Annotated in this window: 20 protein-coding genes; 10 read left to right on the forward strand and 10 right to left on the reverse strand. The window is 68.3% G+C overall.

What is annotated here, in order from left to right; all coding sequences use genetic code 11:
• Positions 1 to 247: 247 nt before the first annotated feature.
• On the reverse strand, positions 248 to 1,552 hold the full coding sequence (locus tag ACTOWJ_RS14140; protein WP_441335267.1) for a hypothetical protein: 1,305 nt from the start codon (positions 1,550 to 1,552) through the stop codon (positions 248 to 250).
• Between the two features lie 510 nt (positions 1,553 to 2,062).
• On the opposite strand from ACTOWJ_RS14140, the gene ACTOWJ_RS14145 reads away from it, so the two are divergent.
• Positions 2,063 to 3,172 carry an acyltransferase family protein gene (locus ACTOWJ_RS14145; RefSeq protein WP_441335268.1) on the forward strand — a complete coding sequence of 370 codons (1,110 nt, stop codon included), beginning with the start codon at positions 2,063 to 2,065 and terminating at the stop codon, positions 3,170 to 3,172.
• Between the two features lie 52 nt (positions 3,173 to 3,224).
• Here the strand turns inward: ACTOWJ_RS14145 and ACTOWJ_RS14150 are convergent, their stop codons facing one another.
• Positions 3,225 to 4,469, reverse strand: coding sequence for an MFS transporter (locus ACTOWJ_RS14150; RefSeq protein WP_441335269.1), 1,245 nt, complete (start codon positions 4,467 to 4,469; stop codon positions 3,225 to 3,227).
• Positions 4,470 to 4,965: 496 nt separating this feature from the next.
• Here ACTOWJ_RS14150 and ACTOWJ_RS14155 point away from each other — a divergent pair, with 496 nt between their 5' ends.
• Positions 4,966 to 5,190 (forward strand): hypothetical protein, encoded by a 225-nt coding sequence (locus ACTOWJ_RS14155; RefSeq protein ID WP_441335270.1) that lies wholly within the window; start codon positions 4,966 to 4,968, stop codon positions 5,188 to 5,190.
• Between the two features lie 21 nt (positions 5,191 to 5,211).
• Here the strand turns inward: ACTOWJ_RS14155 and ACTOWJ_RS14160 are convergent, their stop codons facing one another.
• On the reverse strand, positions 5,212 to 6,336 hold the full coding sequence (locus ACTOWJ_RS14160) for a glycosyltransferase family 4 protein (protein ID WP_441335271.1): 1,125 nt from the start codon (positions 6,334 to 6,336) through the stop codon (positions 5,212 to 5,214).
• Between the two features lie 353 nt (positions 6,337 to 6,689).
• Between ACTOWJ_RS14160 and ACTOWJ_RS14165 the strand changes: the two genes are divergently transcribed.
• The 6 genes from ACTOWJ_RS14165 (at position 6,690) to ACTOWJ_RS14190 (ending at position 13,235) form a co-directional block, all read left to right on the forward strand.
• Entirely contained in the window at positions 6,690 to 7,046 is a 357-nt protein-coding gene (locus ACTOWJ_RS14165) for an ArsR/SmtB family transcription factor (protein WP_441335272.1), read from the forward strand.
• Positions 7,047 to 7,084: 38 nt separating this feature from the next.
• A complete protein-coding gene (locus ACTOWJ_RS14170) occupies positions 7,085 to 7,288 on the forward strand; it encodes a hypothetical protein (RefSeq protein ID WP_441335273.1) in 204 nt (67 codons plus the stop codon).
• 665 nt (positions 7,289 to 7,953) lie between these two features.
• Positions 7,954 to 10,722 (forward strand): TonB-dependent receptor, encoded by a 2,769-nt coding sequence (locus ACTOWJ_RS14175; RefSeq protein WP_441335274.1) that lies wholly within the window; start codon positions 7,954 to 7,956, stop codon positions 10,720 to 10,722.
• A 397-nt stretch (positions 10,723 to 11,119) separates the two neighbouring features.
• Positions 11,120 to 11,548: a YciI family protein gene (locus tag ACTOWJ_RS14180; protein ID WP_441335275.1), complete on the forward strand. Its 429-nt coding sequence runs from the start codon at positions 11,120 to 11,122 to the stop codon at positions 11,546 to 11,548.
• A gap of 214 nt (positions 11,549 to 11,762) precedes the next feature.
• The gene (locus ACTOWJ_RS14185) at positions 11,763 to 13,022 is read left to right on the forward strand and encodes an RNA polymerase sigma factor (RefSeq protein ID WP_441335276.1); all 1,260 of its coding nucleotides are present in this window, start codon (positions 11,763 to 11,765) and stop codon (positions 13,020 to 13,022) included.
• Positions 13,023 to 13,172: 150 nt separating this feature from the next.
• Entirely contained in the window at positions 13,173 to 13,235 is a 63-nt protein-coding gene (locus ACTOWJ_RS14190) for a DUF6053 domain-containing protein (RefSeq protein ID WP_441335450.1), read from the forward strand.
• 169 nt (positions 13,236 to 13,404) lie between these two features.
• Here the strand turns inward: ACTOWJ_RS14190 and ACTOWJ_RS14195 are convergent, their stop codons facing one another.
• The 7 genes from ACTOWJ_RS14195 to ACTOWJ_RS14225 form a co-directional block, all read right to left on the reverse strand.
• Positions 13,405 to 14,121, reverse strand: coding sequence for an MgtC/SapB family protein (locus ACTOWJ_RS14195; RefSeq protein ID WP_441335277.1), 717 nt, complete (start codon positions 14,119 to 14,121; stop codon positions 13,405 to 13,407).
• A gap of 64 nt (positions 14,122 to 14,185) precedes the next feature.
• Positions 14,186 to 15,508 carry an ABC transporter ATP-binding protein gene (locus ACTOWJ_RS14200; protein ID WP_441335278.1) on the reverse strand — a complete coding sequence of 441 codons (1,323 nt, stop codon included), beginning with the start codon at positions 15,506 to 15,508 and terminating at the stop codon, positions 14,186 to 14,188.
• Positions 15,509 to 15,600: 92 nt separating this feature from the next.
• Positions 15,601 to 17,352 carry an ABC transporter permease gene (locus ACTOWJ_RS14205; RefSeq protein WP_441335279.1) on the reverse strand — a complete coding sequence of 584 codons (1,752 nt, stop codon included), beginning with the start codon at positions 17,350 to 17,352 and terminating at the stop codon, positions 15,601 to 15,603.
• Positions 17,270 to 17,734 (reverse strand): hypothetical protein, encoded by a 465-nt coding sequence (locus ACTOWJ_RS14210; protein WP_441335280.1) that lies wholly within the window; start codon positions 17,732 to 17,734, stop codon positions 17,270 to 17,272. Before ACTOWJ_RS14210 ends, ACTOWJ_RS14205 begins: the two co-directional genes overlap by 83 nt.
• A gap of 36 nt (positions 17,735 to 17,770) precedes the next feature.
• Positions 17,771 to 18,442, reverse strand: a complete 672-nt coding sequence (locus tag ACTOWJ_RS14215; RefSeq protein WP_441335281.1) for a hypothetical protein — start codon at positions 18,440 to 18,442, stop codon at positions 17,771 to 17,773.
• 358 nt (positions 18,443 to 18,800) lie between these two features.
• A complete protein-coding gene (locus tag ACTOWJ_RS14220; RefSeq protein ID WP_441335282.1) occupies positions 18,801 to 19,331 on the reverse strand; it encodes a lysozyme inhibitor LprI family protein in 531 nt (176 codons plus the stop codon).
• A 185-nt stretch (positions 19,332 to 19,516) separates the two neighbouring features.
• Positions 19,517 to 20,110 carry a TetR/AcrR family transcriptional regulator gene (locus tag ACTOWJ_RS14225; protein ID WP_441335283.1) on the reverse strand — a complete coding sequence of 198 codons (594 nt, stop codon included), beginning with the start codon at positions 20,108 to 20,110 and terminating at the stop codon, positions 19,517 to 19,519.
• 141 nt (positions 20,111 to 20,251) lie between these two features.
• Here ACTOWJ_RS14225 and ACTOWJ_RS14230 point away from each other — a divergent pair, with 141 nt between their 5' ends.
• Together ACTOWJ_RS14230 and ACTOWJ_RS14235 are read left to right on the forward strand one after the other, a co-directional pair.
• On the forward strand, positions 20,252 to 21,292 hold the full coding sequence (locus ACTOWJ_RS14230) for a hypothetical protein (RefSeq protein WP_441335284.1): 1,041 nt from the start codon (positions 20,252 to 20,254) through the stop codon (positions 21,290 to 21,292).
• Between the two features lie 117 nt (positions 21,293 to 21,409).
• On the forward strand, positions 21,410 to 24,583 hold the full coding sequence (locus ACTOWJ_RS14235) for an efflux RND transporter permease subunit (protein WP_441335285.1): 3,174 nt from the start codon (positions 21,410 to 21,412) through the stop codon (positions 24,581 to 24,583).
• Positions 24,584 to 24,631 lie beyond the last annotated feature (48 nt).

Consider the following 24,631-nt stretch of genomic DNA (forward strand, 5'->3'; position numbering starts at 1 on the left):
TTGGCCGTCGGCGGATCGCGGACGCATGCGAGCCCGCAGCGGGTCGTGCGGCGACGCGGATAGATCCGCTGCGTTTGCGCGACCGTCGATAAGCAGGGCTTATAAGGCCCGCGACCGGCATTCGCCGGCTTGAACACATAGCCTACAAAGCAGTGGCGCTACAAAGCGCGTTGCGCCCCTGCGCAGCACGCGCGCGGGCTCAGGCGCTGGATACGGCCGCGCTTCGAGCACGCCACGCACCGCGACCTCAGCGGCGCCGGTTGATCCGACGCCCCAGCCACCACGCGCCGGCCGCGACCGCTACGCCGAGCATCAGCGCCGCTCCGCTGCCGCCGGTTTCGATGCGCTGGCTGACCAGGCTGCCGCTGGGCAGCAACAAGACCACCGCCATCGCCAGGCACACGTAGGCGACGATGGTCAGCACCCAGAACAACCATTGCAGCGCGCGCGTGGCTTCGATTTCGGGATCGTCGCCGTGGCTGGGCCGGTGGGTGCCGCCGCGACCGAAACGCCAAAGCCAATGGGTCCGGGTGGCGCCGTCGACGCCGCCGCGGCGCGCACCGCGCCGTACCGCTGCATCGCCGGTGTAGACCAGTTGATTGGGCCCGTCGCCGCGTTGTTGCACCGCGCGGTCGTTGGCCGCGGCCGGCAGGGTGCGCGGATCGTTGCTCACGGTGTGGGTGTTGATCGCGGGCAGGGTCGCGGTGGTTTCTGAGGGCGGCGGTGCGGCGTTGGCGGCGGTGGTGCCGGCCGGCGCATGCGCGCCGCCGGTCAGCCGTGCCAGCAAGCCCTGCTGCATGGCCAGAGCGTCCTGCGACAGCGCTGTGGCCATCGGCGAGGCGGCGATGGCATTGGGCGTGGCGGTGGCGACGAGGACGGTCGCCGGCGCGGTGCCGCTCAGATTGGCGGTGGCCGCCGCGCTCTGCGCTGCCGCGCCCATGGCCGCGCCACCGGCGGTCGCGCCGCCCGGCAGCGCACTCGCGGCCGAGGCCGAGACTGCGGCCGGGAGCGCCTGTCCCTGCATGCCCGCGCTGGCCGCCGCGCTGGTCGCCGCCGGCACCGCGCCGCGATCGAGCAAAGCGTATTGGGTCGCGTTGAGCGCGCGTTCGGACAGGGTCGGTGCCGGGTATTGGGTGGGCGTGGTGCCGCCGAAGGGATTGTTGTAGTTGCTCTGCGACGGCGACTGGCCCTGCAGGAGGCGGCTGACCGGGTTGTCGGGATGGATCAGCGGGGCGTTGTTGCCCGGCAGTGCGCCGCTGACGCCGCCGGGCGTCGGTGTGGCGCCCGGCAGGCCTGGGTTGCCCGGCAGCCCTGGGTTACCGGGCGTACCCGGCGTACTGGGGCTGCCCGGCGTTCCATGCGGATTGCCCGACATCGGCGGGCGGCCGCCGTCGTCGTCGCCGTCGCCGGATCCCGGCACCCCGGGCGGCACGCCGGGGCCGTTCAGGCCCGGCAGCGGCAGGCCTCCGGGCATGCCTGGCATGCCGCTGCCGCCGCCACCCAGGCCCGACAGCAGGTTGCCCAACGGATTGCTAGGGAAGTCGATAGCCATGGCCGCACCGCGCGCGCAATCGCCCGATACTGCCGGGACGTTGTCTGGACGGTACTGCCGACGCACGGCGGCGGCATCCTCGGGGCGGCCCTAGGTGCATGCGCGTTCGATGGCGCGCACGGCGGATCCAGTCGCCGCCGGCCGACGCGCGCGCGTCGCCGCACGAATCCGATGCGACAGCCCGTATCGCTCCGGCGTTCTCGATGGCGATGCGGCACGACGGACGAAATCCGCATGCGATGAAATCCGCACGCGATCGCCATGCCGAACATCGCGATCGACGCCGTCGCACAAACGCTGCTTTCGCCAGATACAAACAGAATCTATAGCGGCGACGCGCATACGCGAATTGCCTGCGCAAACGCGTCAATGCAGGCGATTCGGGCGTGCATATCGTCTTGTTGCGCATGCCGTGCAAGCGCAGACTTCGACTTGCGCCAGGCTTGCGATGCAATGTCGAACGACGGACGCGATCAGCATCCGCGCATTTCCCCCAACTCCGGAATTTCCATGAGCCGACTGCCTGGCCTCGATCTGCTGCGCGCGATCGCGATCGTATGGGTGATGTTCTTCCATGCCGCGCGCCTGGGTTCGCCATGGCCGCCGATGTCGCAGTTCGGCTGGATGGGCGTGGATCTGTTCTTCGCTCTGAGCGGCTATCTGATCGGCTGGCAGGCGCTGCGGCCGTTGAGCCAGGGCCGGCGTTTGTCGTTCGGCGATTTCTATCTGCGCCGCGCGTTCCGCGTATTGCCGGCGTTCTGGGTGGTGTTGGCCTTGTACCTGTGGTGGCCGGAATTCCGCGAAAAGCCCGGTTTGCAGCCGGCCTGGCAGTTCTTGAGTTTCAGCGTCAATTTGCTGATCGATTACGGGAACAACAAGGCGTTCTCGCATGCCTGGTCGTTGTGCGTGGAGGAACATTTCTACCTGGTGTTTCCGTTGCTGGCGCTGTGGCTGACACGCAAGCCGGCGTTGTGGAAGGCCGCCGTGCTGGTGGCCGTGCTGGTCGGCGGCGGCATGGCGCTGCGCGCCTGGGCGTGGCAGCTCAGCTTGCCCGACGGCGCCAACGCCTGGGTCGAGAACGTTTACTACCCGACCTGGATGCGTCTGGACGGTCTGGTGTTCGGCGTGGCGCTGGCGGCGATCCGCGCTTACCGGCCGCGGACCTGGGAGGCGATGATGCGCCGCTCGGGCCTGTTGGCTTTGTTCGGCCTGATCGGCGTGGGCGCGGCGATCGCGGTGTCGCGGGATCGGCTCGGCTTGCAGGCGTCGGTGTGGGCATTCCCGCTGGTCTCGCTCGGCATGGCCTTGCTGGTCGCCGCGGGCGCGGCCGAACAACGTTGGACCGGACGCTTGCGCGTGCCCGGCGCGGCCTGGCTCGCGGCTGCGTCGTTCAGTCTGTACCTGACCCACAAGGCGAGCTTCGCTTTGCTCGAACGCGCCCACGGCGCGACTTTGGAAGCCAACGGCCCGCTCGCGTTGGCGGCCTACGCCGCGGCGGCGTTGCTCGGCGGCGCGTTGCTGTACTACTCGGTCGAGCGTCCGTTCCTGCGTCTGCGCGAGCGTCTCGTGCAGCAGCGCGCGCAGGCCGCCGATACGGCCGGGGCGACCGCTACCATTTGAACGGAGTGTTGAACCGCGTGTTGAGCCGCGCGCCGCCGTTGCGCGCGGCCCTTCATCCAGCGCGCGCGGCTTCGGTGGCGAAGGAGCGGCGCAACGCGAATGCCGCGCCGACCGCGCCGAGCGCGGCCAGCGCGACCGGGATCGACGCGATCGGCCAGCCGGCCGCCTGCACCACGCTGCCGAACAGCCACGGGCCGATCACCTGGCCGATGTAGCTGCCCTGCATCAGCAGCCCCATCGCCACCGCGATCAGCGCCGGATGAGGCACCAACTGCGCCGCACCGCCGACCGTGCTGGCCGGCAGCAAACCGCCGGCCAACGCGAACAGCACGCACAAGGCGAACACCCACGGCGCCGGCAGGCCCAGCGCGAACGCGCCGACCGCGGCCGCGCCCATCGCGGCGCTGGCGATGGCGATCAGGATCCAACGCGGCGCGCCGCGGCGCAGCAGCGCGCCGGCGGTGAGATTGCCGATCACGTTGGAGCCCACCGCGATCGCGCTGAGCAGGCCGGCGTCGGCGGTCGAGACCTGCATGCGCTGGATCAGCAAGGTCGGCAGGAAGCTGAGCATCGCGTAGAACTGCAGCGAATACAGGCCGAAGATCAGCGCCAGCAACAACGGACCGCGCGCGCCGGCCACCGCCAAGGCATCGCGGGCGATCTGCCGCCACGCCGTGGCCGCGACCGGCGCGGATCCCGCGCGCACGCCGAACCACAGCAACACCGCGGCTGCCGCGCACAACACCGCGTTGAGTTCCCAGAAACCGCGCCAGCCGTCGAGCGCCGCGCCGGTGGCCAACGCCAGCGCCATGCCGGCGGGCATGTAGCAACTCCAGATCGCGAACACCACGGTGCGGTCCTGCGGCCGCGACAGGCGCTGCAGCACGCTCGCGCCGGCCACCGCGAACAGCAGGAAGCCGGCGCCTTCGAGCACGCGCGTGGCCAGCAAGGCGTTCAGGCTGTGCGCCTGGCTGCCCAGCGCGCTGCCTACCGCCATCGCGCTCAGGCCGGCCACTTGCAGGCCGCGATCGCCCAGTCGCGCCACCATCGCGCCGGCCGGCAGGCTGGCGATCACGCCGAGCACGCCGAACACCGACATCAACCACCCGCCCATGCGCAGGTCCAGGCCGAGGTCGAGGCTCAGCGCAGGCAGCGCGATCGCGGTCTTGCCGACCTGCAGCGCGGCCGCCAGGCCGGCGAAGAACACCGCCGCGACCGCCGGCCAGTCGGTGCGCTCCAGGGTGCCGGTCAAGGGCAAAGGAACGTTGGGGTGCGAGGTCAAAGCCAGGGATTTCATGCGGGCGATCGGGTTGGGACGATGGTCGCTACCTTGGGACCTCAACCAAACTTCAGGTCAACGCGAGACACCGGAACAGTGCGATCCACGCGCACGCGATCGCCGCACGTTCCGTTCGCCGTGAGTCGGACCCTGCGGCCACGCAACCCGGGCCCTGGGGCGCGCCATCGACGGCGGACGGCCGTCGCAGCGCACGGAACCGTGGCCGCCGCCTGGCTCCCCAATCCGCTGAACGGCCATAAAGCGTAAAAGCCGTGACTAAATTCACCTTTTCTACAGAAACTTCGTGCAGTAAGGTGGGGCACACTGCATGGGAGCACGTTCGTGTCAGGGAGCTTCCGGAACCGCGTCGTCCGCGTTGGCAAACGTGGCGAGTTCCGACCGGCCCGTTTCTGCGTCCCCCGGCAGTGGCGGTTGTAGTGTCCAAACGCGCGGCTTCGGCCGCCGCCGCAACGCTGAAAGACGGGCGCGTCCCGTCGCTGCGAGGGGAGTGACCATGCACCGAACCCGTGCCGAACTGGATGGCGATCTGTGTCAGCTCAGCGCCGCGTTGCCGATCTGGCGACGGCAATGGCGCGACGACGAGGTGTTCTGGCCGCGCGTAGACAGCCTGATCGAACGCTTGCTGACGGTGACGCCGCGGCCCGAGCGCGGTCACGTGATCTCGCACATCAATCGCCTGATCGTTTCGCAAGGCCTGCAGCACGCGCCTTACGAATAAGCGTGTCTGCCGCGACGGCGGCTAGGGCCGGGCCGGCTTGAGCAACTCGTCGAGCAGCGCGCCCACCCGCGCGGCATAAGCATTGGGCGCGAAGCGCTGGGCGAACGCGCGCCGCTGTTCGGCGCTGCCGACCACCGATTCGCGGCTCAACCGGATCATCAACTGCGCCAATTGGTGGCGGTCGTGCGGATCGAAGCGCGGCATGTCCATCGGCGCCACTTCTTCCAGCGCGCTGCCCTCGGCCACCGCGACCGGCGTGCCGGCGGCCAGCGCTTCGAGCACCGGCAAGCCGAAGCCTTCCGCATAGGACGGTTGCCACAACCGTTCGGCATCCAGATACAGGCGCGCCAGTTCGGCGGCGGCGATGTCGGTGAACCAGTGCACGCCGTTGAGGCGCCGCAACTCCGGCGCGACGTGTTCGGGCGCGCCGACCACCACCAGATCCGGGGTGTCGTAGTGCTGGCGGCGCGCATCCAGCCACGCGCATAGAAACAGATCGGCGTTCTTGCGCGGCTCGCGGGTGCCGACCAGCAGCCAGTAGCGCGGCGGCAGCGGCCGTTGCAGACGGCCGCGATCGGCCGGAGCCGGCAGCGGCGCGACCGCGTCGGGCAGCACGTAGAGCTTGTGCGCATGCGCCGGATACAGGCGGCCGCATTCGGCGGTGGTGTAGCGCGACGGCGTCCAGATGGCGTCGGCGGCGGCCACCGCGTGGCCGATGCGGGCTTCGTCGATCAGCCGCCAGGCCAGCGCGCGCCACGGCGAGGTGCGTGGCTGACGCTGGGTCAGCCGAAACAGATCGTGCAACAGCAACACCTGACGCAGCTGCGCCGGCTTGCGCCACACCGGCATGCCGCCGTTGGCGGTGGCGATGTAGATGTCCACCCGCTCCTCGCGCAACGCCGCCGGCAGAAAGCCGGCCTGGTAGCGCCAGCGGCGGCGCAGGCCGGGCGGGTCGGCCACGGCGACCGCGGGCAGGTCGGCGGCAACCGCGATGGCGCGGTGCGGGTGGTCGAGCGGGGCTTCGGTGAACAGCACCGTTTCCACATCGGTGCGTCGGCGCAGGGCGCATTCCAAGGCCAGGATTTGGCGCCCCACGCCGGTGCCGGGCGCGGCGGTGGCGGCGCGGTAATCCAGGCCTATGCGCATCGCCATTCCCTTGCGCACAAGGCGGCCACGACCGCGCTGGCGTTCGGCCGCGCGCAAGCGAGGATCGCGTTGGAGTACGGAAGATTCATCGGATACCGCAGGGCCCTGGCCGGAACGACTAACGGGACATGCAGCCGAATCAGCCCTTCTCCATTAGTGCGATCATCGTCACATTTATTATGTGATCGTGCACCGCTCCGGGCGCTGCGTTGGTCGATTCCGTTCATGAATATGCTGAACGGTAAGCCGCGCGAATTCAGGCCGTGCCTGGACGGCGCCGTCACGGGACGCTTGACACCCTGGCTGTGCCGGGCATCTATTATCCGAGCTATTTAACCTACTGGTTCAGTTCAATGCCCGCCGATTCGCTCAGCACCACTTTCGCCGCTCTCGCCGATCCCACCCGGCGCGCGATCCTGGCCCGCCTCGCCAGTGGCGAGGCCGGCGTGACCGAGCTGGCCGAACCCTTCCAGATGAGCCTGCCGGCGATCTCCAAGCACATAAAAGTGCTCGAGCGCGCCGGCCTGGTCGCACGCGGCCGCGAAGCGCAGTGGCGGCCGTGCCGGCTGGAAACCGCGCGCCTGCAGGAGGTCTCGGGCTGGCTGGACCGCTACCGCGAGTTCTGGGACCAGCGCCTGCAGCGGCTCGACGATTATCTGGTCCAGTTGCAGACCACCGCAGAGGCAGCGCATGGACAACAGCCTGACTAGCCCTCGCGGAGACATCGCACCCGTCCGGAGCCGTGGCCATGGCTGACGCCGGCGCGCCCGGCCGCAGCAAGCGCGCAGGCGCGGACGCCGGGCCGACTCGCGCGCCGTGCTGCGGCCTGCCCAGTCCGCTGGCCAGCGCGATCCGGGTCACCGTCAACACGCGCGCCGCGCCGTCCCGGTCGGACGCTGCGGCCTCGACATCCGCGCCGTCGTCCAAGCAGCGCGCGCCCGGAAACGGCTGAAGCGGCTTCGCGCGATTCGCGGTCGCCGTCGGCGTCGTTCAGACGATACGTCGCGCGTTTGCGCGGATCCGATCGCGATGATGCTGCGCGATGAATCATGCGTGCCTGTCGCAACCATCCCGTCGGCTTCGACCGTGCGCCGACACGTGCGCGAGTGATGCCGCGCGCACTGCGCCCTCGTCGCCCGCTGCGTGCATGAGCCGATCGCGTGGCTCCGGTGCGGTCGATGGCCGCCGGAAGCATCCACGCGAATCGCATCGCGCCGAACCCGACGACTTCGCGCATCGCCTCACGAGCCCGCCACGCGAATCGCTACCGCGAACCCGCCGCCGCATCGGGCCGCGCATCTGTTCGACACACTCCGCAAAGTCGCAAGCGGCCTAAGCGGACTTGCGTCCAAGTCCGCGCGCGCTTCGAGTATTAACGTCGATCTTCGCGCGTCACGCATGCCGGGGATGTCGTCGCGCCGTCGCGATCGATCCAAGGGGGCGTTCGAAAACACCAGAAAAAACGGCATTTTCCTGCGATTGCGCAACCGGCGCACATCCGGTACCGCAATCGCGCGCAGCGTTCTTGATCGCGCAGCACAACGGCGCATGCAGGTCTTTTCGAAACTGATCGCCGACATCGCAACGATTGCAGGCAACCACCCAAAGGAGCCGACCATGCCGCACGCCACACTCAGCCGCGCCATCCGCCGCGCGCTGTTCGCAGCCACCATCGTCAGCGTCGCGCCGCTCGCGGCTCAAGCGCAGGACGCGCCTCCCACCACCACGCTCGAACGCATCGAAGTCACTGGTTCCAACATCAGCCGCGGCGATATGGAAACCGCATCGCCGGTGCAGGTGGTCAGCCGCGAAGAAATCGATCGCACCGGCAAGGCGACCATCGCCGAATATCTGCAGACCCTGACCACCGATGGTTCCGGCTCGGTGCCGCGCAGCTACGGCACCGGCTTCGCCGCCGGCGGCACCGGCGTGTCCTTGCGCGGCCTGGGCGCCGGTTCCACCCTGGTGTTGTTGAACGGCCGCCGCACCGCGCCCTACGGCCTGGCCGACGACGGCCAGAAAGTGTTCACCGATCTGAGCACCATTCCGATGGACGCGGTCGAACGCGTGGAAGTGCTCAAGGACGGCGCCTCGGCGATCTACGGCTCCGACGCGATCGCCGGCGTGGTCAACATCATCCTGCGCAAGGAATTCACCGGCGTCACCGTGCGCAGCTCGGTCGGCGTGTCCGGCCAGGGCGACGGCACCCAGGCCAAGGCCTCGGCGACCTTCGGTTTCGGCAGCCTGGCCGAAGATCGCTACAACGTGTTCTTCAATATCGAAGGTAGCCAGACCGACGAGATCCAAGTTTCCGACCGGCGCGATCGCAAATGGATCGGCACCGGCGACGCGCGGCGCTGGGGCTACAGCCAGACCAAGCGTTTCATGAACGGCTACATCCTCGACGGCGACGCGACTCAGTCGCCGGCCGGCAGCGTCAAGAATCCCGGCACCGGTCAATACGTGGGTTTGCCGGGTTGCGCGCAGCTCTCGCCGGTGACGCCGCAGGATCCGCGCGGCGGCTGCCTGTGGCAGTCCGGCCAGTTCAACAGCCTCACGCCCGAAGAGAAGTACGTGAATCTGTTCGGCCGCGGCACCTTCGCGATCTCGGACAATTTCGAGGCTTACGTTGAAGCCGGGTACTCGAAGAAGAAGAGCACCTTTTACAACACCCCATCGACCGTGTCCGGCGCCTGGGGCTATCCCGGCGGCCCGGTCAACGCCGACTCAGGCGACGGCGCTGTGGTGCTCGGGCCGAACCATCCCGACAACCCGTTCCCGGGACAAAGCGCCAATCTGCGTTACGCCGCGTTCGACGTCGGTCCGCGCATCATCCGCAGCGACAGCGAGTTCAGCCGCTTCCTGGTCGGCGTCAAGGGCACCGCCGGCGCCTGGGACATGGACGTGGCCTACCTGCATTCGCAGAGCGATCTGACCAACACCCGTGACGGCTTCCTGCGCTACGGCGCGGTGCGCGACGCGCTCACCAACGGCACCGGCCCCGGTGGCTACTGGCGCATCGGCCAGAACGCCAATCTCAATTCGCAGGCGTTGTACGACTACATCTCGCCGACCATCCACGCCGACGGCAAGACCACCTTGGATCTGTTCGACATCAAGGGCTCGCGTTCGCTGATGGATCTCAAGGGCGGCTCGCTCGGCGTCGCGCTCGGCGCGGAATGGCGCCGGCAGAAGGCCGAACTCAAGCCGCAGACCTACACCGATATGGGCGACATCATCGGTCTGGGTTATTCGGCCTACGAAGGCAGCCAGGAAGTCGCCGCGGCCTACGCCGAAGTGGTGGCGCCGGTGCTGGAAAGCCTGGAGCTGTCCGGCGCGGTGCGTTTCGACAGTTACAAGGGCGGCGAAAACGCGACCACGCCGAAGTTCGGGGTGAAATGGCAGCCGATCCAGCAACTGGCGCTGCGTGCGACCTATGCCGAAGGCTTCCGCGCGCCCAATCCGGCCGAGTCGGGCAAGGGCGGTCTGGCCGGCTTCGCCGCCGCCGCCGACTCGCTGCGTTGTCCGGGCGGCAATCCCGCGCCGGGCGCCAGCGTGCGCGATTGCGATATTCAGATCGCGGTGATCACCAGCCCCAATCCCGACCTCAAGGCCGAGGAATCCAAGAGCTACACCGTCGGCCTGGTGTTCGAGCCCACGCCGAACACCACCATGACCCTGGACGGTTGGCAGATCGAGCGCACCAACGAGATCAACGTGGAGACCACCGATGCGGCGATCGCCGCCGGCCACGTCATCCGCAGCGGCAACAACCTGCCCGGCCAGCCCAACAGCGGCAGCTTGCTCGCGGCGTTGGCCAACTACGTCAACTCGGCCTCCACGACGGTGCGCGGCGTCGACCTGGACGTGCGCCAGCGCTTCGATCTCGACGCGCACGGCAAGCTGAGCCTGGACCTGCAGTGGAGCCACATCAGCAAGTTCGAACGCGAGGAAGAAGACGGCAGCACGATCGAATTCGCCGGCACCCACGGCAACTGCGACGTGACCAACTGCATCGGCACGCCCAAGGACAAGATCAATTTCGGCGCGACCTGGGAAATCGGTCAGTTCAGCCTCAGCGGCGTGGCCAACTACGTGTCCAGCTTCAAGAACGTGCGCTTCGAGGGCGGACCTTGCGCCAGCCGTTACGCCGACGGCAGCGCCGCGCCGGGCGGTTGCCGGATTCCTTCGTTCACCACCTTCGATCTGTCCGGGCGCTGGAAGGCCAACGACGGCGTGGAAGTGTTCGGCTCGATCCAGAACCTGGCCGACAAGATCGCTCCGCTCGATCCTTTGACCTACGGCGCGATCAACTACAACCCGATGCATTCCAGCGGCGCGATCGGCCGTTATTTCACCTTGGGGGTGAAGTACACCTTCCAATGAACCCACTCTCCAGCCGTTAAGGCGTTTTCGCGCGTCTGCTCCCCGTGGATGCGCGCTTGCCGGCCCGTTCCCCTCGCGGCGGAGCGGGCCGTTTCTTTGTTCGCGCCGATACCGATCGGCCCCGGCGCCCCGCCTGCCGTTTCCCCCCTTTGAAAAAGAGGAGCCCGGGGGGATTTGCTTTTGCTCCACCGCCTTACCCAAGCCAACGCAAATCCCCCGCGCTGAAGTTCACTCAGACCTCCATACGCGCCGGGCGCCGCCCCTTTTGCAACGGAGGCATCCGTTCGCACTTCTCCGTCGCCGGCCATGTCGATTCCGCCCTGACCCGTTCGTCGTCCTGATAAGCCGCCGCGACGCGCCCCGCCGGGGCGCCGGCCGCCCGACGAGGACCACGACCGTGAAATTCATGCTGATAGTCAAAGCCAACGCCGACAGCGAGGCCGGAACGATGCCCGACACCGAGCTGCTCACGGCGATGGGCGCCTACAACGAGGAACTGGTGCGCGCCGGCGTGCTGCTCGGCGGCGAAGGACTGCATCCGAGTTCGCGCGGCGCGCGCGTTCATTTCGACGGCCGCGCGCGGGTGGTGGTGGACGGCCCGTTCGCGCAGACCGGCGAGCTGATCGCCGGCTTCTGGCTGATCCAGGCGCGTTCGCTGGAAGAGGCGGTGGAGTGGGTCAAGCGCGTGCCCAATCTGGATGGCGCGCAGTCGCAGATCGAGATCCGCCAGGTGTTCGACCCGGCCGACTTCGGCGAGGCGCTGACCCCGGAGCTGCGCGCGGCCGAAGACCGTCTGCGCGAACAGGTCGCGCGCCAGATCGGCTGAGCACGGTCGCCGCATCGGTACGACGCCCCCTGTAGGAGCGGCGCAAGCCGCGACAGCGAAACCTCGCTTGCGTCGCAGGCCCAATGTCGCAGTCGCGGCTAGCGCCGCTCCTACGGGAAGCAGGGCCAGATCGCGGCCCCTGAAGCGACGAGGGGTCGCGTCCCCGTCGTCCGACCCTTGCGAGCGGGCGCGCGAGGTGGTGTCATCCGACGCCATGACGGCCACCGACACCCACCGCGCCATCGACGCCGTCTGGCGGATCGAATCGGCCAAGCTCATCGCCGGCCTGACCCGCATGGTGCGCGACGTCGGTCTGGCCGAGGAACTGGCCCAGGACGCGCTGGTGGTGGCGCTGGAGAAATGGCCCGAGAGCGGCGTACCCGACAATCCGGGCGCGTGGTTGATGCAGACCGCCAAGAACCGCGCCATCGATCGGCTGCGGCGCAAGAAGCTGCTCGATCGCAAGCACGAGGAAATCGGCTATGAGATCGAATCCAGCCAGGACGAGGTCGAGGACGCGTTCTTCGACAAGCTCGACGACGACATCGGCGACGATCTGCTGCGGCTGGTGTTCATCTCCTGCCATCCGGTGCTGTCGACCGAGGCGCGACTGGCCCTGACCCTGCGCCTGCTCGGCGGCTTGACCACCGACGAGATCGCGCGCGCGTTCCTGGCCAGCGAGCCGACCATCGCCCAGCGCATCGTGCGCGCCAAGCGCACCCTGGCCGACGCGCAGGTGCCGTTCGAGGTGCCGCGCGGCGAGGAACTGGCGCAGCGGCTGTCCTCGGTGCTGGAAGTGATCTATCTGATCTTCAACGAAGGCTATTCGGCCACCGCCGGCGACGATTGGATGCGTCCGGGCCTGTGCGAGGATGCGTTGCGCCTGGGCCGGATACTGGTCGGGCTGATGCCCGACGAGCCGGAAGTGCACGGTCTGGTCGCGCTGATGGAAATCCAGGCCTCGCGCGCGAAGGCACGCACCGGCCCGGACGGCCAGCCGATCCTGCTGTTGGACCAGGACCGCTCGCGCTGGGACCGGATCCAGATCCAACGCGGCCTGAGCGCGCTCGATCGCGCGGTGCAATTGGGCGGCTCCAACAATCCCTATGCGTTGCAGGCGGCGATCGCCGCCTGTCATGCGCGCGCGGTCAGCGCGCAGGACACGCCGTGGCCGCGCATCGCCGCGCTGTACCAACGGCTGGCGCTGCGCACGCCCTCGCCGGTGATCGAACTCAATCGCGCGGTCGCCCTGTCGATGGCGTTCGGCCCGGCGGCCGGCCTGCAACTGGCCGATACCCTGATCGACGAGCCGTCGATGAAGCACTACCACTTGCTGCCGACGGTGCGCGGCGATCTGCTGTTCAAGCTGGGCCGGCGCGAAGAAGCGCGCGCCGAGTTCGAGCGCGCCGCCGCGCTGACGCGCAACGCGCGCGAACGCGAGATGCTGCTGGCGCGCGCGGCGCAGAGCGTTTGAGGGCGCGATTGCGTTGAGAGTGCGGTGTAGGGGCTGAAGCCCCTGCCACAAAAGACTCCGTGATCTGCATCGGAATGCAAGCGCATTCCACGGCCGACGTCCGCCAGCATCGCGATTGGCGTAAGCCTCGCGATATGGCGAGGTCTTTGTGTGGGAGGACCTTCAGGCCCGACGCTCTTCGCGCCGATCGCCGTCATCTCGAATCGTGAGTGAAAGACTTCGCGAGACCAAAGAACCACCGAACAGATCGCTTTGAGAGCGCCGGACAACTGAGCGAAAAGCATTGGGCCTGAAGGCCCTTCCACAAAAGTATTCGTGGCCACGAAGTCTGTTGTGGGAGGGCCTTCAGGCCCGACGCTCTTCGCGCCGATCGCCGGGCTCTTCAATCCCTGGTGCTCGACTCCCAAGCCGCATGCGTCACTCCCGGCAGACGACGCAATCGCTCCACCACCGCATCGAGTTCGCCGGCATCGACCGCGGTGCTGACCAAGGTCGCGACGATCTCCACCGACGTCTCGCCATGCTCGTCCAGATCGACATCGCCGACCGGATAGTTCGCCGCCTCCAGATGTTCGACCAAGGCTTCGCGCGCGGCCGGCGCCAGTTCCGGTTCGACCGTCAGGCGCACCTCATAAGTCGCCTCCGAGGTCTGCTCATTGATCGGAATGCGGTTGATCGCATTGACCAGCGGCCGCAGCAAGGTGTTGCCGGCGATCACGAATCCGGTCAGCAGCGCGCCCTCGGCGATCATGTCCGCGCCGGTGCAGGCGCCGACCGCGGCCGAACACCACAAGGTCGCGGCGGTGTTGAGTCCGCGCACGTTCATGCCTTCCTTCATGATCACGCCGGCGCCGAGAAAGCCGATGCCGGACACCACGTAGGAAATCACCCGCACCGCCTCGACGCTGCCGGCCAGGCGCATCCCCAAGTCGACGAACGCCGCCGCGCCGACCGCGACCAGCGCGTTGGTGCGCAAGCCCGCGGTGCGCTGGCGGTACTGGCGCTCGGCGCCGATCAAGGTGCCCAGCACGAAGGCGGCGGCCAGGCTCAACACGGTGTCGAGAAACGGGAACAGCTGGAAGGTCTGGATGAAACGCATGGGCGACTCCGTTCGATGCGGTCGGGCGGTTGCGGGGCGATGAGTTCGACAGCGCGTTGGCGGCTCAGCTGGGGTCGTCCAGGCTGAAGCGATCGGCGTCCTCGTCGTAAGCGAAATACTCCGCATAGCGTGCCCACGCCGTGACTGCGCGCAGGGTCGCGGCGGCGTAGTCGGCCGACATGTGGTCTTCGAGCTCGTCGCGGAACCGCCGCGCCGGCGCCTGATGCGCGGCGCGTTCGTCGAGCACGCGGCGTATGTGCCCGGCCAGCGGCACGCAGGCCGCCAGTTGCTGGGCGAACAAGCGCTTGCGCGCATCGACGTCGTCGTCGGCGAAACGCCGCCCGGCCTCGCTCAGATGCAGGTCGCCGTCGTCGAGTTCGGCCAGGCGCAGCAGTTGCAGGCTCTCGGCGATGGGAAACAATTCGTCGACCTCCATGCGCAGGTGCGCGGCCAGCGCGGGCAGGTCGGCGCGGCCGTGGTAGGGCGCGGCGGCGACGGCTTCGATCAGTCCGGCGATCAGATTGCTGGAGACCTGTGGCAATTCCATGGCCAGACCCTGGCGCGCGATGCCGCCCTCGCGCGGCGCCGACGCGCGCGGCGAGCCGGTCATGCGTGCATAGATCCGGTCGACTTGATCGCGAAACGCCGGGTCGAGCCGATCGCGCGGTTGCGGCAGCTCGATGCGGATCTCGTCGATTACCCGGCCCGGGTTGGAGCCGAAAATCAGGATGCGGTCGCACATCAGCACCGCTTCTTCGATGTTGTGGGTGACCATCAGCATCGCCTCGATCGGCATGCGGCCTTCCGACCACAGATCCAGCAAGTCGGTGCGCAGGGTTTCGGCGGTGAGCACGTCCAGCGCCGAGAACGGTTCGTCCATCAGCAACACGCGCGGCTGCACCACCAACGCGCGGGCCAGGCCGACGCGCTGGCGCATGCCGCCGGACAATTCCTTCGGGTAGGCGCCTTCGTAACCGTCCAGGCCGATCAGATCGATCGCCGCGAGCGCGCGCTGGCGCCGCTGCGCCGCGTGGACGCCGCGCGCCTCCAGGCCCAGCTCGACGTTCTGCAGCACCGTCAGCCAAGGAAACAGGGCGAAGCTTTGGAACACCATGGCGATGTCGGCCGGCGCGCGCGCCAGCGAGGTGCCGCAGAACGCGACCTCGCCTTCGCTGGGGCGGATCAATCCGGCGATCACGCGCAGTAGGGTCGATTTGCCCGAGCCCGAACGGCCGAGCAGGCCGACGATCTCGCCCGAGCGCAGGCTCAGATCGACCCGGTCGAGCACCAGCAGCGGTGCCGCGCCGCTCTTGTCGTAGCTCTGGCGCAGGCCGCGCACTTCGATCAGCGCGGGTGCGGCGGGGTGGAGGCGATGGGAGAAGTTCATGGTCGTACTCCGACTGGCAGCCGATGAGGGCCGCATGGGCGATGAGGCGCGGGCGAACCGCGCGAGTGTGTGTTTGCGCCGCGCCGGGCGATTCAATCCAGGCGCAAGCGACGTTCGGCGTAGACGTACAGCGGCCGCCACAGCAGGCGATTGAACAGCGTCACGAACAGCGACATCACCGCCACGCCGAGCACCACGCGATGGAAATCGCCGGCCTCGGTGGCACGGGCGATATAGGCGCCCAGACCGTAGGCCTGCACCCGTTGATCGCCCCAGTGCACCAGCTCGGCGACGATGCTCGCGTTCCACGAACCGCCCGAGGCGGTCAGCGCGCCGGTCACGTAATAGGGAAATACCGCCGGCAAGATCGCCCGCCGCCACCACGTCCACGAGCGCAGCCGGTACACGCTGGAGGCCTCGCGCAGATCGGTGGGAAACGCGCTCGCGCCGGCGATCACGTTGAACAGGATGTACCACTGCGTGCCGAGCACCATCAGCGGCGACAGCCACACGTCGGGATTGGCGCCGGTCGCCACGATCGCCATCACCGCCAGCGGAAACAGCACGTTGGCCGGAAACGCCGCCAGCAACTGCGCCAACGGCTGCATCCGCTGCGCCAGTCGCGGACGCAGGCCGATCCACACGCCGATCGGAACCCAGATCACGGTCGCGACCGCGATCAGCACCACGACCCGCGCCAACGTCGCCAGACCGCCGCCGAAGGCTTCGGCGACATCGGCCAGGGTCAACGTGCGGCGGCCGTAGTCGAACGCGAACCACGCGCCCCAGGCGGCCGTCGCCAGCACCAGCGCCAGCCACAAGCGGTCGCCCAGGCGCGGGTTCGTCGCTGCGTGCGGCGCGGCGGCGATCGCACGCGGACGCAAGCGCCACAGCAGCGCGCGTTGCCACAGCCAGATCAGCGGTCGCAGCGCGCGCTTGAGCACGCGGGTGCGCCGCGCCATGTCGTACACCCACGAGGCCGGCCGCTGTTGGCCGGCGGTCTGTTCGACCCGGAACTTGTCGGCCCAGGCCACGATCGGGCGGAACAACAACTGGTCGTAGAGCGCGATCAGCACGGCCATCGCCACCACCGCCCAAGCCACCGCGGCCAGATTCTTCTGCGCGATCGCCAAGGCCAGATACGAACCGATGCCGGGCAATTCGACGGTGGTGTCGCCGACCGTGATCGCTTCGGAGGCGACCACGAAGAACCAGCCGCCCGACATCGACATCATCATGTTCCACACCAGGCCCGGCGCCGCGAACGGCGCCTCCAGACGCCAGAAGCGCTGCCATGCGCTGAGCCCGAAGCCGCGGCCGACCTCGTCGAGATCGCGCGGCACCGAGCGCAGCGACTGATAGAACGAGAACGTCATGTTCCAGGCCTGGCTGGTGAAGATCGCGAACACCGCCGCGCATTCGGCGCCGAGCTGACTGCCGGGAAACAGGCCCAGGAAGAAACTCACGGTGAAGCTGAGAAAGCCCAGCACCGGCACCGATTGCAGGATGTCCAAGGCCGGCACGATCACCTGTTCGGCGCGCCGGCTCTTGGCCGCCCAGGTGGCGACGAGGAAGGTGAACACCAGCGAGGCCAGCATCGCCGCGAACATGCGCAAGGTGGTGCGCAGCGCGTACTCGGGCAGGTGGGCGATCTGCAGCGATACCGGCTGCGCGGCCAGGCCGACGAGCGGTTCGCGCATCTGCGCCGCGCCGTGGCCGAGCAGCGCGGCGCCGGCGATCAGCAGCGTGAACGCGATCAGGTCATGAAGATTGGGCCAGCCGCGCGCGCGGATCAGCGCGGCGACCAGCGGGGAGTGCGGGCGGTGACGGAAGATGGACAGCATGGCGAACCTCGGTACGGCCGGATCTGACGGCGCCGCGGACGAATCCGGACACGGCGACTGCGAAGGCGGGGTCGGCACGCGCGACAGGTGGAGGTTCTTCGCCGATGCCCGCGTCGTCGGCGCGGGCGACGCGCCAGCGGCATTCGAGCCGACCGGTGACGGCGTTGCGTCGCCAATGCGCGAGTACGCGGCCGGGGTCGTTGGCGGCGCGCAGATCCGCGGGTACTACGATCGGCGCGGCCGATGTCACGTAAGCGATGCGCCGCGACGCGGACGTGCGCGATGCGATGAACAACGATCCGATGACGCAGGCTTTGTCGGAGCCGGGCGCTTTGAACAGCGGCCCGATGAACAGTGGGGCGAGCAACGGCTTGAAGAACATGGTTCACCTCGGCGATGTGCGGTGGCCGGCGCGCGCTCAGCGCGGCAGCAGGAGATTCACGCCCAGCGTCAGCCACGGACTTCGGCGGTCGTCGTTGCGGTCGCCGATCAACACATCCACGCTATGACCGGCGCCGAACCCGCGGCGCAGGCCCAGTTGAGCGACGCGGCCGCCGCGGTGATCGGCGAACAGTTCCGCCAGCACGCTCCAATCGGCATGCAAGGCATGCTCCAGGCCGATGCCCGCGGTGACGGCCGCGCGGCCGTGGCGCGGCGCATTCCAGCCCAGGTTGAAATGCCACTGGCCGCGTAGCGCGGTATCGGCCACGCTCAGCGGGAGATTGAAATTCCAACCGTCGAACGCGCCATGGCGCGGATCCCAGTTCGCGCCGACCGAGGCCGCGAGCGCCCAGCGCTGCGAGGCCGCGGTGTGCAGCACGCGCTTGGCGCCGAACGCGGCGATCGCCGGCGCGCGCGGCTGCGCGTAGTCGCTCAAACCCAGGCCGAACTCGCTGCCGGCCACGTCGCAGGCCGGGACCAGGGTCGACTCGCGCGACGGCGCGGCGGCGCGCAGCCAGCTTTCCAGCTGGCAACGGCCGGACGCGACGGTGGCGGCGTCATCGACGTACAGGCTGGCGCCGGCGCGCGCCGCGTACACGGGTACGAGCGAGAGCGCCGCAAACAGGACGGATGCGATCTTCGGGGGCATCGGCGATCTCCGGAGACACGGAAACGCCAAAGGCCACCTGGGCAGGTGTCTTCAGAGAGAAACTGCAGTGCGGGTTAGAGACGCGCGAACCCCGTTACATCGGGTTGCGGTTCGGCGATTGCGGCTCCGTTCTTCGCGAACGGCGCCGACCTGGGACATCCCAGACCTGTGGCGATCCGTCAGCGATTGCGCTGCAGCGCAGGTCTAGATCGACTGTCCAAGGGGTTGGCCTCTGGGGCGGAAAGGGGTTGGCGGGCGCATGATCCTCGCCGAACGCGCCTGGGTCAACCCCAGGGCCGCGCCGCGGGTGCGACTCGCCGGAATCGCTTCATGCCGGCGCGGACCGCGCCGTGAGCGATTACTGCGCGCCGCCGGTCATGCGTTCCAGCTCGCCGGCGCGTGCGGCGGTCGCATCGACCAGGCACGAGTTGGCTTCCAAGACCTGCCCCTGTCCAGGCTCAGGCTCGTCGTCACTGGCGCAATCGGCGTCGCGCTGCTTGATCCACGCGCGCTGCCGTTCGCGCAGATCCACTTTGCGATCGGCGGGCCATTGGCTCAGCAAGGTCTTGTAGGCATCGTTGAGCCGCTTGTCTTGATATGCGTGCTCGGCGCTTATGCATTCCTGGATCGCCGGCGTGACGCCTTGCGTGTGCGACAGGCATTCGTCGTAAGAGGCGCGCGTAGCGGCCGGCGCTTGCGTGGCGGGAGGTTCCGCAGCTACCGGCGCGGTCTGGGGCTCGGCGGTTTGTGCGGGTTCGGCTGCGACCGCATCCGCGGCCACGCTTTGCTTGCCGGGCGAGGCAGCAGGTGGTTCGCCGGGCGAAGCCGAGCAGCCCACGATCAGAGCCAAGACGGTCGCCAGACCGCATGCATGCAACTTCATTTTCATGGCACGGGATTCCATTCTCTCAACCGAACAACACGGTGTGGCTGTGGCCACGCTGTGCAAACGCTTTACATCTGCACAGGGCGCGCTTACCGAAGCAACATTCGCAAAGATCGCAAGCATAGCGGATCGACCGCAACGTGCAGGCGTACGAATCGTCGTCGAGCCGATCGTGCGCAACGACACGCTCAGGCGCGTGCCACCAGGCCCGCGATCAGATTCGCCAACGTCGCCGCGGCCTGCGTCTCTTCAATCCGTCCCAAACTCATCTCGCGTGACAGCGCTTCGCCCGCGCCGATGATGGCCACGCAGCGGCGCAGCAGTTCGGCGTCGCCGACCTTGGAATACGGCGCCAGCAGATCGCGGTACATCCGCACGTAGCCCTGGGTCATGTCCCGCTGCACGCGCTCCATTTCCTCGTCGCCCTTGAGCGCGGCGAAGATCGCATGGCACTCCGGGCCGGCGGTGCGGAAGCAGCTCATGTAGCTGTCGCCCATCAGCACGGCGACATCGGCCAGGCGCTTGGAGGTGCGCTCGAAATCCTGCGCGAGCGTCGCGGCCTGGCGTTCGTCGATCTGCCGGTACAGCGCGATCAGCAGGCCCGAGCGCGTGCCGAAATGCTCGTAGGCGATCGGTTTGCTGACCCCGGCGCGCTCGGCCAGATAGCCCAGCGTAAGCGCGTCGGTGCCTTGCTCGCGCACGATCGTCATCGCCGTTTCCAGCAATTGTTCGCGGCGTTCGGCCTTGGGCAGGCGCTTGGACGGGGCGGCGGTCGGGCTCATGCGACGGGTCTCCAGTGCTCGGATAAAACGCTTGACAGCGCCAGGGAGATTGTATCTTACTATTGGTAACTTACCAATCGTAGCTTGTGGCGGTGCCCATGCCGGGCCCGCGCTGGCCACGTCCCCATCGGAGTTGCTGTCATGCACGCAAACGTTCTCAAGCCCGTTCTCATCATCGGCGGTTCCGGCGTGGTCGGCGCGCAAGGCGCGCATGCGCTGCGCCGCCTGCACCCCGATCTGCCGATCGCCATCGCCGGCCGCGACCTGGCGCGGGCCGAGGCCGTCGCCGCCCAGGTCGGCAACGCCCAGGGCGTGCGCGTGGACCTGCAGCGCGCCGATCTGGGTCTGGGCGAGGACACGCGGTTCTCCGCGGTGGTGTTGTTCGTCAAGGACGACACGCTCAACTCGCTCAAGTACGCGCAGCGCCATGGTCTGCCCTACATCAGCACCTCCAGCGGCTCGTTCGAAATCGCGCCGGAAGTCGCCCGCCATCTGCGCCACCCGGCCGCCGCGCCGATCCTGCTCGCCAGCCATTGGCTGGCCGGCGCGGCGACCTTGCCCGTGCTGCATTTCGCCCAGGACTTCCGCCGTCTCGACACGATCCGCATCGCCGCCTTGCTCGACGAGCAGGACATGGGTGGCCCGGCCGCGGCCGCCGATTACGAACGCCTGACCAGCGCGGCGGCCGCGCAGATACTCGAACACGGCCGCTGGCGCTGGGTGCGCGACGCCGCGGCGGCGAGCCGTTTTCTCAGCGTCGACGGCACCCAAGTCGAAGCGGCGGCGTATTCGCCGATGGACGTGGTCACGTTGGCCGCGGCGACCGACGCGCATTCGATCCGCCTCGATCTGGCGCTGGGCGAAACCGCGAGCCGGCGCCGCGGTGAAGCCTTTTCCACCGAGATCGTGATCGAGCTGGAAGGCGAGCGACGCGACGGCGCCTGGGTGCGCAGCCGCCACGAACTGGTGCACCCGCAAGGCCAGGCGCCGATCACCGCGCTCGGCATCGCGCTCGGCATCGAGCGCCTGCTCGGACTGGCCGGCGGCGCGGCGGTGGCGCCGGGCTTGTATACGCCGGACGGACTGATCGATCCGGCCTACCACCTGCAGCGTCTGGCCGAGTTCGGGGTGCGCATCGAGCGCAAGCCCGACCTCGTGTTGGCCGAACCGATCGCCGCCTGATCGCGGCGGCCCATCGCGGTCGCCGCTCGATACCAAACCCGTCGTACTCGCATGCCGGCCGGCGCATCGGCGCCGGCCGCGACCTCTTGCGGCCGCGCGCCGCGTCCGGATGCCGCCATGGACTTCTCCCGCTTCTTCATCGATCGCCCGATCTTCGCCGCGGTGCTGTCGATCCTGATCTTCGCCGCCGGCCTGATCGCGCTGCCGTTACTGCCGGTCAGCGAATACCCCGAAGTGGTGCCGCCGACCGTGGTGGTGCGCGCGGTGTATCCCGGCGCCAACCCCAAGGTCATCGCCCAGACCGTGGCCACGCCGCTGGAGGAAGCGATCAACGGCGTGCAGGACATGATGTACATCAAGTCGGTGGCCGGCACCGACGGCGTGTTGGTCACCACGGTCACCTTCCGCCCCGGCACCGATCCCGATCAGGCCCAGGTGCAAGTGCAGAATCGGGTCAGCCAGGCGCAGGCGCGCTTGCCCGAGGACGTGCGCCGGCAAGGCGTGACCACCCAGAAGCAGTCGCCGACCATGACCCTGCTGGTGCATCTGGTGTCGCCGAGCGGCCGCTACGACTCGCTGTATCTGCGCAACTACGCGACCTTGAAACTCAAGGACGAGTTGGCGCGCCTGCCCGGCGTCGGCCAGACCCAGATGTTCGGCAGCGGCGATTACGCGATGCGGATCTGGCTAGATCCCGGGCGCATCGCCGCGCGCGGCCTCAGCGCCGGCGACGTGGTCGCGGCGATCCGCGAACAGAACGTGCAGGTCTCGGCCGGACAACTCGGCGCAGAGCCGATGCCCGGCGCGAACGAGTTCCTGATTCCGATCAACAGCCAGGGCCGTCTGCAGACCGAGGCCGAGTTCGAACAGATCGTGATCAAGAGCGGCGCGGCCGGCGAAATCGTGCGGCTGTCCGATGTGGCCCGGGTCGATCTGGACGCCGGCGACTACACCATGCGCGCGCAGCTCGACAACGCCGACGCGGTCGCCATCGGCGTGTTCGAGGCGCCGGGTGCGAATTCGATCGCGCTGTCGGACGCGGTGCGCGAACGCATGGACGAGTTGGCGCGGCGCTTCCCGCCCGGTCTGGAGTACCGCATCGTCTACGATCCCACCGTGTTCGTGCGCGACTCGATCCGCGCGGTCGCGACGACCCTGGGCGAGGCGGTGCTGTTGGTGGTGCTGGTGGTGATCTTGTTCCTGCAGACCTGGCGCGCCTCGATCATCCCGCTGATCGCGGTCCCGGTCTCTATCGTCGGCACCTTCGCCGCGTTGTACGTGCTGGGCTTCTCGATCAACACCCTGAGTCTGTTCGGTCTGGTGCTCGCGATCGGTATCGTCGTCGACGACGCGATCGTGGTGGTGGAGAACGTCGAACGCAACATCGAAGCCGGACTGAGCCCGCTGGATGCGGCGCATCAGGCGATGAAGGAAGTGTCCGGGCCGATCGTCGCGATCGCGCTGGTGCTGTGCGCGGTGTTCGTGCCGATGGCGTTCCTGTCGGGCGTGACCGGTCAGTTCTACAAGCAGTTCGCGGTGACCATCGCGATTTCCACGGTGATCTCGGCGATCAACTCGCTGACCCTGTCGCCCGCGCTAGCGGCCAAGCTGCTCAAGCCGCACGGCGCCGCCCAGGATGCGCCGACGCGGCTGATCGAACGCGGGTTCGGCTGGTTGTTCCGCCCGTTCAATCGCTTCTTCCGCAGCGGATCGCAGCGCTACCACGGCGCGATCGGCCGCCTGCTCGGCCGTCGCGGCGCGGTGCTGGCGGTGTATCTGGCGCTGTTGCTCGGCAGCGGGCTGATGTTCCAGGCGGTTCCGGGTGGTTTCATTCCGACCCAGGACAAGCTGTATCTGATCGGCGGAGTCAAGCTGCCAGAAGGCGCGTCGCTGTCGCGTACCGACGCGATGATCCGCAAGATGAGCGCGATCGCGATGAAAACCGAGGGCGTGCACGCTTCGGAAAGCTACCCCGGGCTCAATCCGCTGCAATACACCAACACTCCCAACACCGGCACCTTGTTCTTCGAACTCGAGCCGCTGCCCGAACGCGGACGCAGCGCCGAGCAGATCAACGCCGAGCTCAACGAAAAATTCGCCGCCTTGCAGGAGGGCGTGGCGTTCTCGTTCATGCCGCCGCCGATTCTCGGCCTGGGCACCGGCTCGGGTTATGCGCTGTACGTGCAAGACCGCGACGGACAAGGGTACGGCGCGCTGCAGAACGCGCTCAACGACTACACCGCGGCGATTTCGCAAGTGCCCGGACTGGGCTATCCGATCAGCACCTATCAGGCCAACGTGCCGCAGCTCGATGCGCAGGTCGATCGGGTCAAGGCCAAGGCCCAGGGCGTGCCGCTGAGCGAGTTGTTCGACACCTTGCAGACCTATCTGGGCTCGGCTTACGTCAACGACTTCAACCGTTTCGGCCGCACCTATCAGGTCATCGCCCAGGCCGACGGTGCGCATCGCGACAGCATCGAGGACATCGGTCAATTGCGCGTGCGCAACGACAGCGGGCAGATGGTGCCGTTGGGTTCGATGGTGAGTTTCGCCCAGACCTACGGGCCCGATCCGGTGATCCGCTATAACGGCTATCCGGCCGCCGACCTCGCCGGCGAGGCCGATCCGCGTCTGCTGTCCTCGACCCAGGCGATGGACACCCTGGCCGAGCTGGCGCGCAAGACCCTGCCCAACGGCATGCGCATCGAATGGACCGACCTGAGCTATCAGCAGGCGACTCAGGGCAAGGCGGCGCTGATCGTGTTTGCGTTGGCGGTGCTGTTGGCGTTCCTGGTGCTGGCGGCGTTGTACGAGAGCTGGACCCTGCCGCTGGCGGTGATCCTGATCGTGCCGGTGACGCTGCTGTCGGCGTTGGCGGGGGTGTGGTTGAGCGGCGGCGACAACAACGTGTTCGTGCAGGTCGGCCTGGTGGTGCTGATGGGGCTGGCGTGCAAGAACGCGATTTTGATCGTCGAATTCGCCCGCGAGTTGGAACTGCAGGGCCGCGGCATCGTCGAGGCCGCGCTGGAGGCTTGCCGCCTGCGTCTGCGTCCGATCGTGATGACCTCCATCGCCTTCATCGCCGGCACCGTGCCGCTGCTGTTCGGCCAGGGTGCGGGCAGCGAAGTGCGCGTGGCGACCGGCGTGACCGTGTTCGCCGGCATGCTCGGGGTGACCGTGTTCGGCTTGTTCCTGACGCCGGTGTTCTATGTGGCGTTCCGTAAGTGGGTGAGCCGCGAGCCGTTGCCGGCGCCCGCCCGGCCCGCGAAGGCATCGGCCAGCCTCCTGTAGGAGCGGCGCAAGCCGCGACCGCGATATTCGGCCCGCGACGTCGTTGAG

The sequence above is a fragment of the Lysobacter sp. CA199 genome (genome assembly GCF_052078715.1).
Lineage (GTDB): Bacteria > Pseudomonadota > Gammaproteobacteria > Xanthomonadales > Xanthomonadaceae > Lysobacter.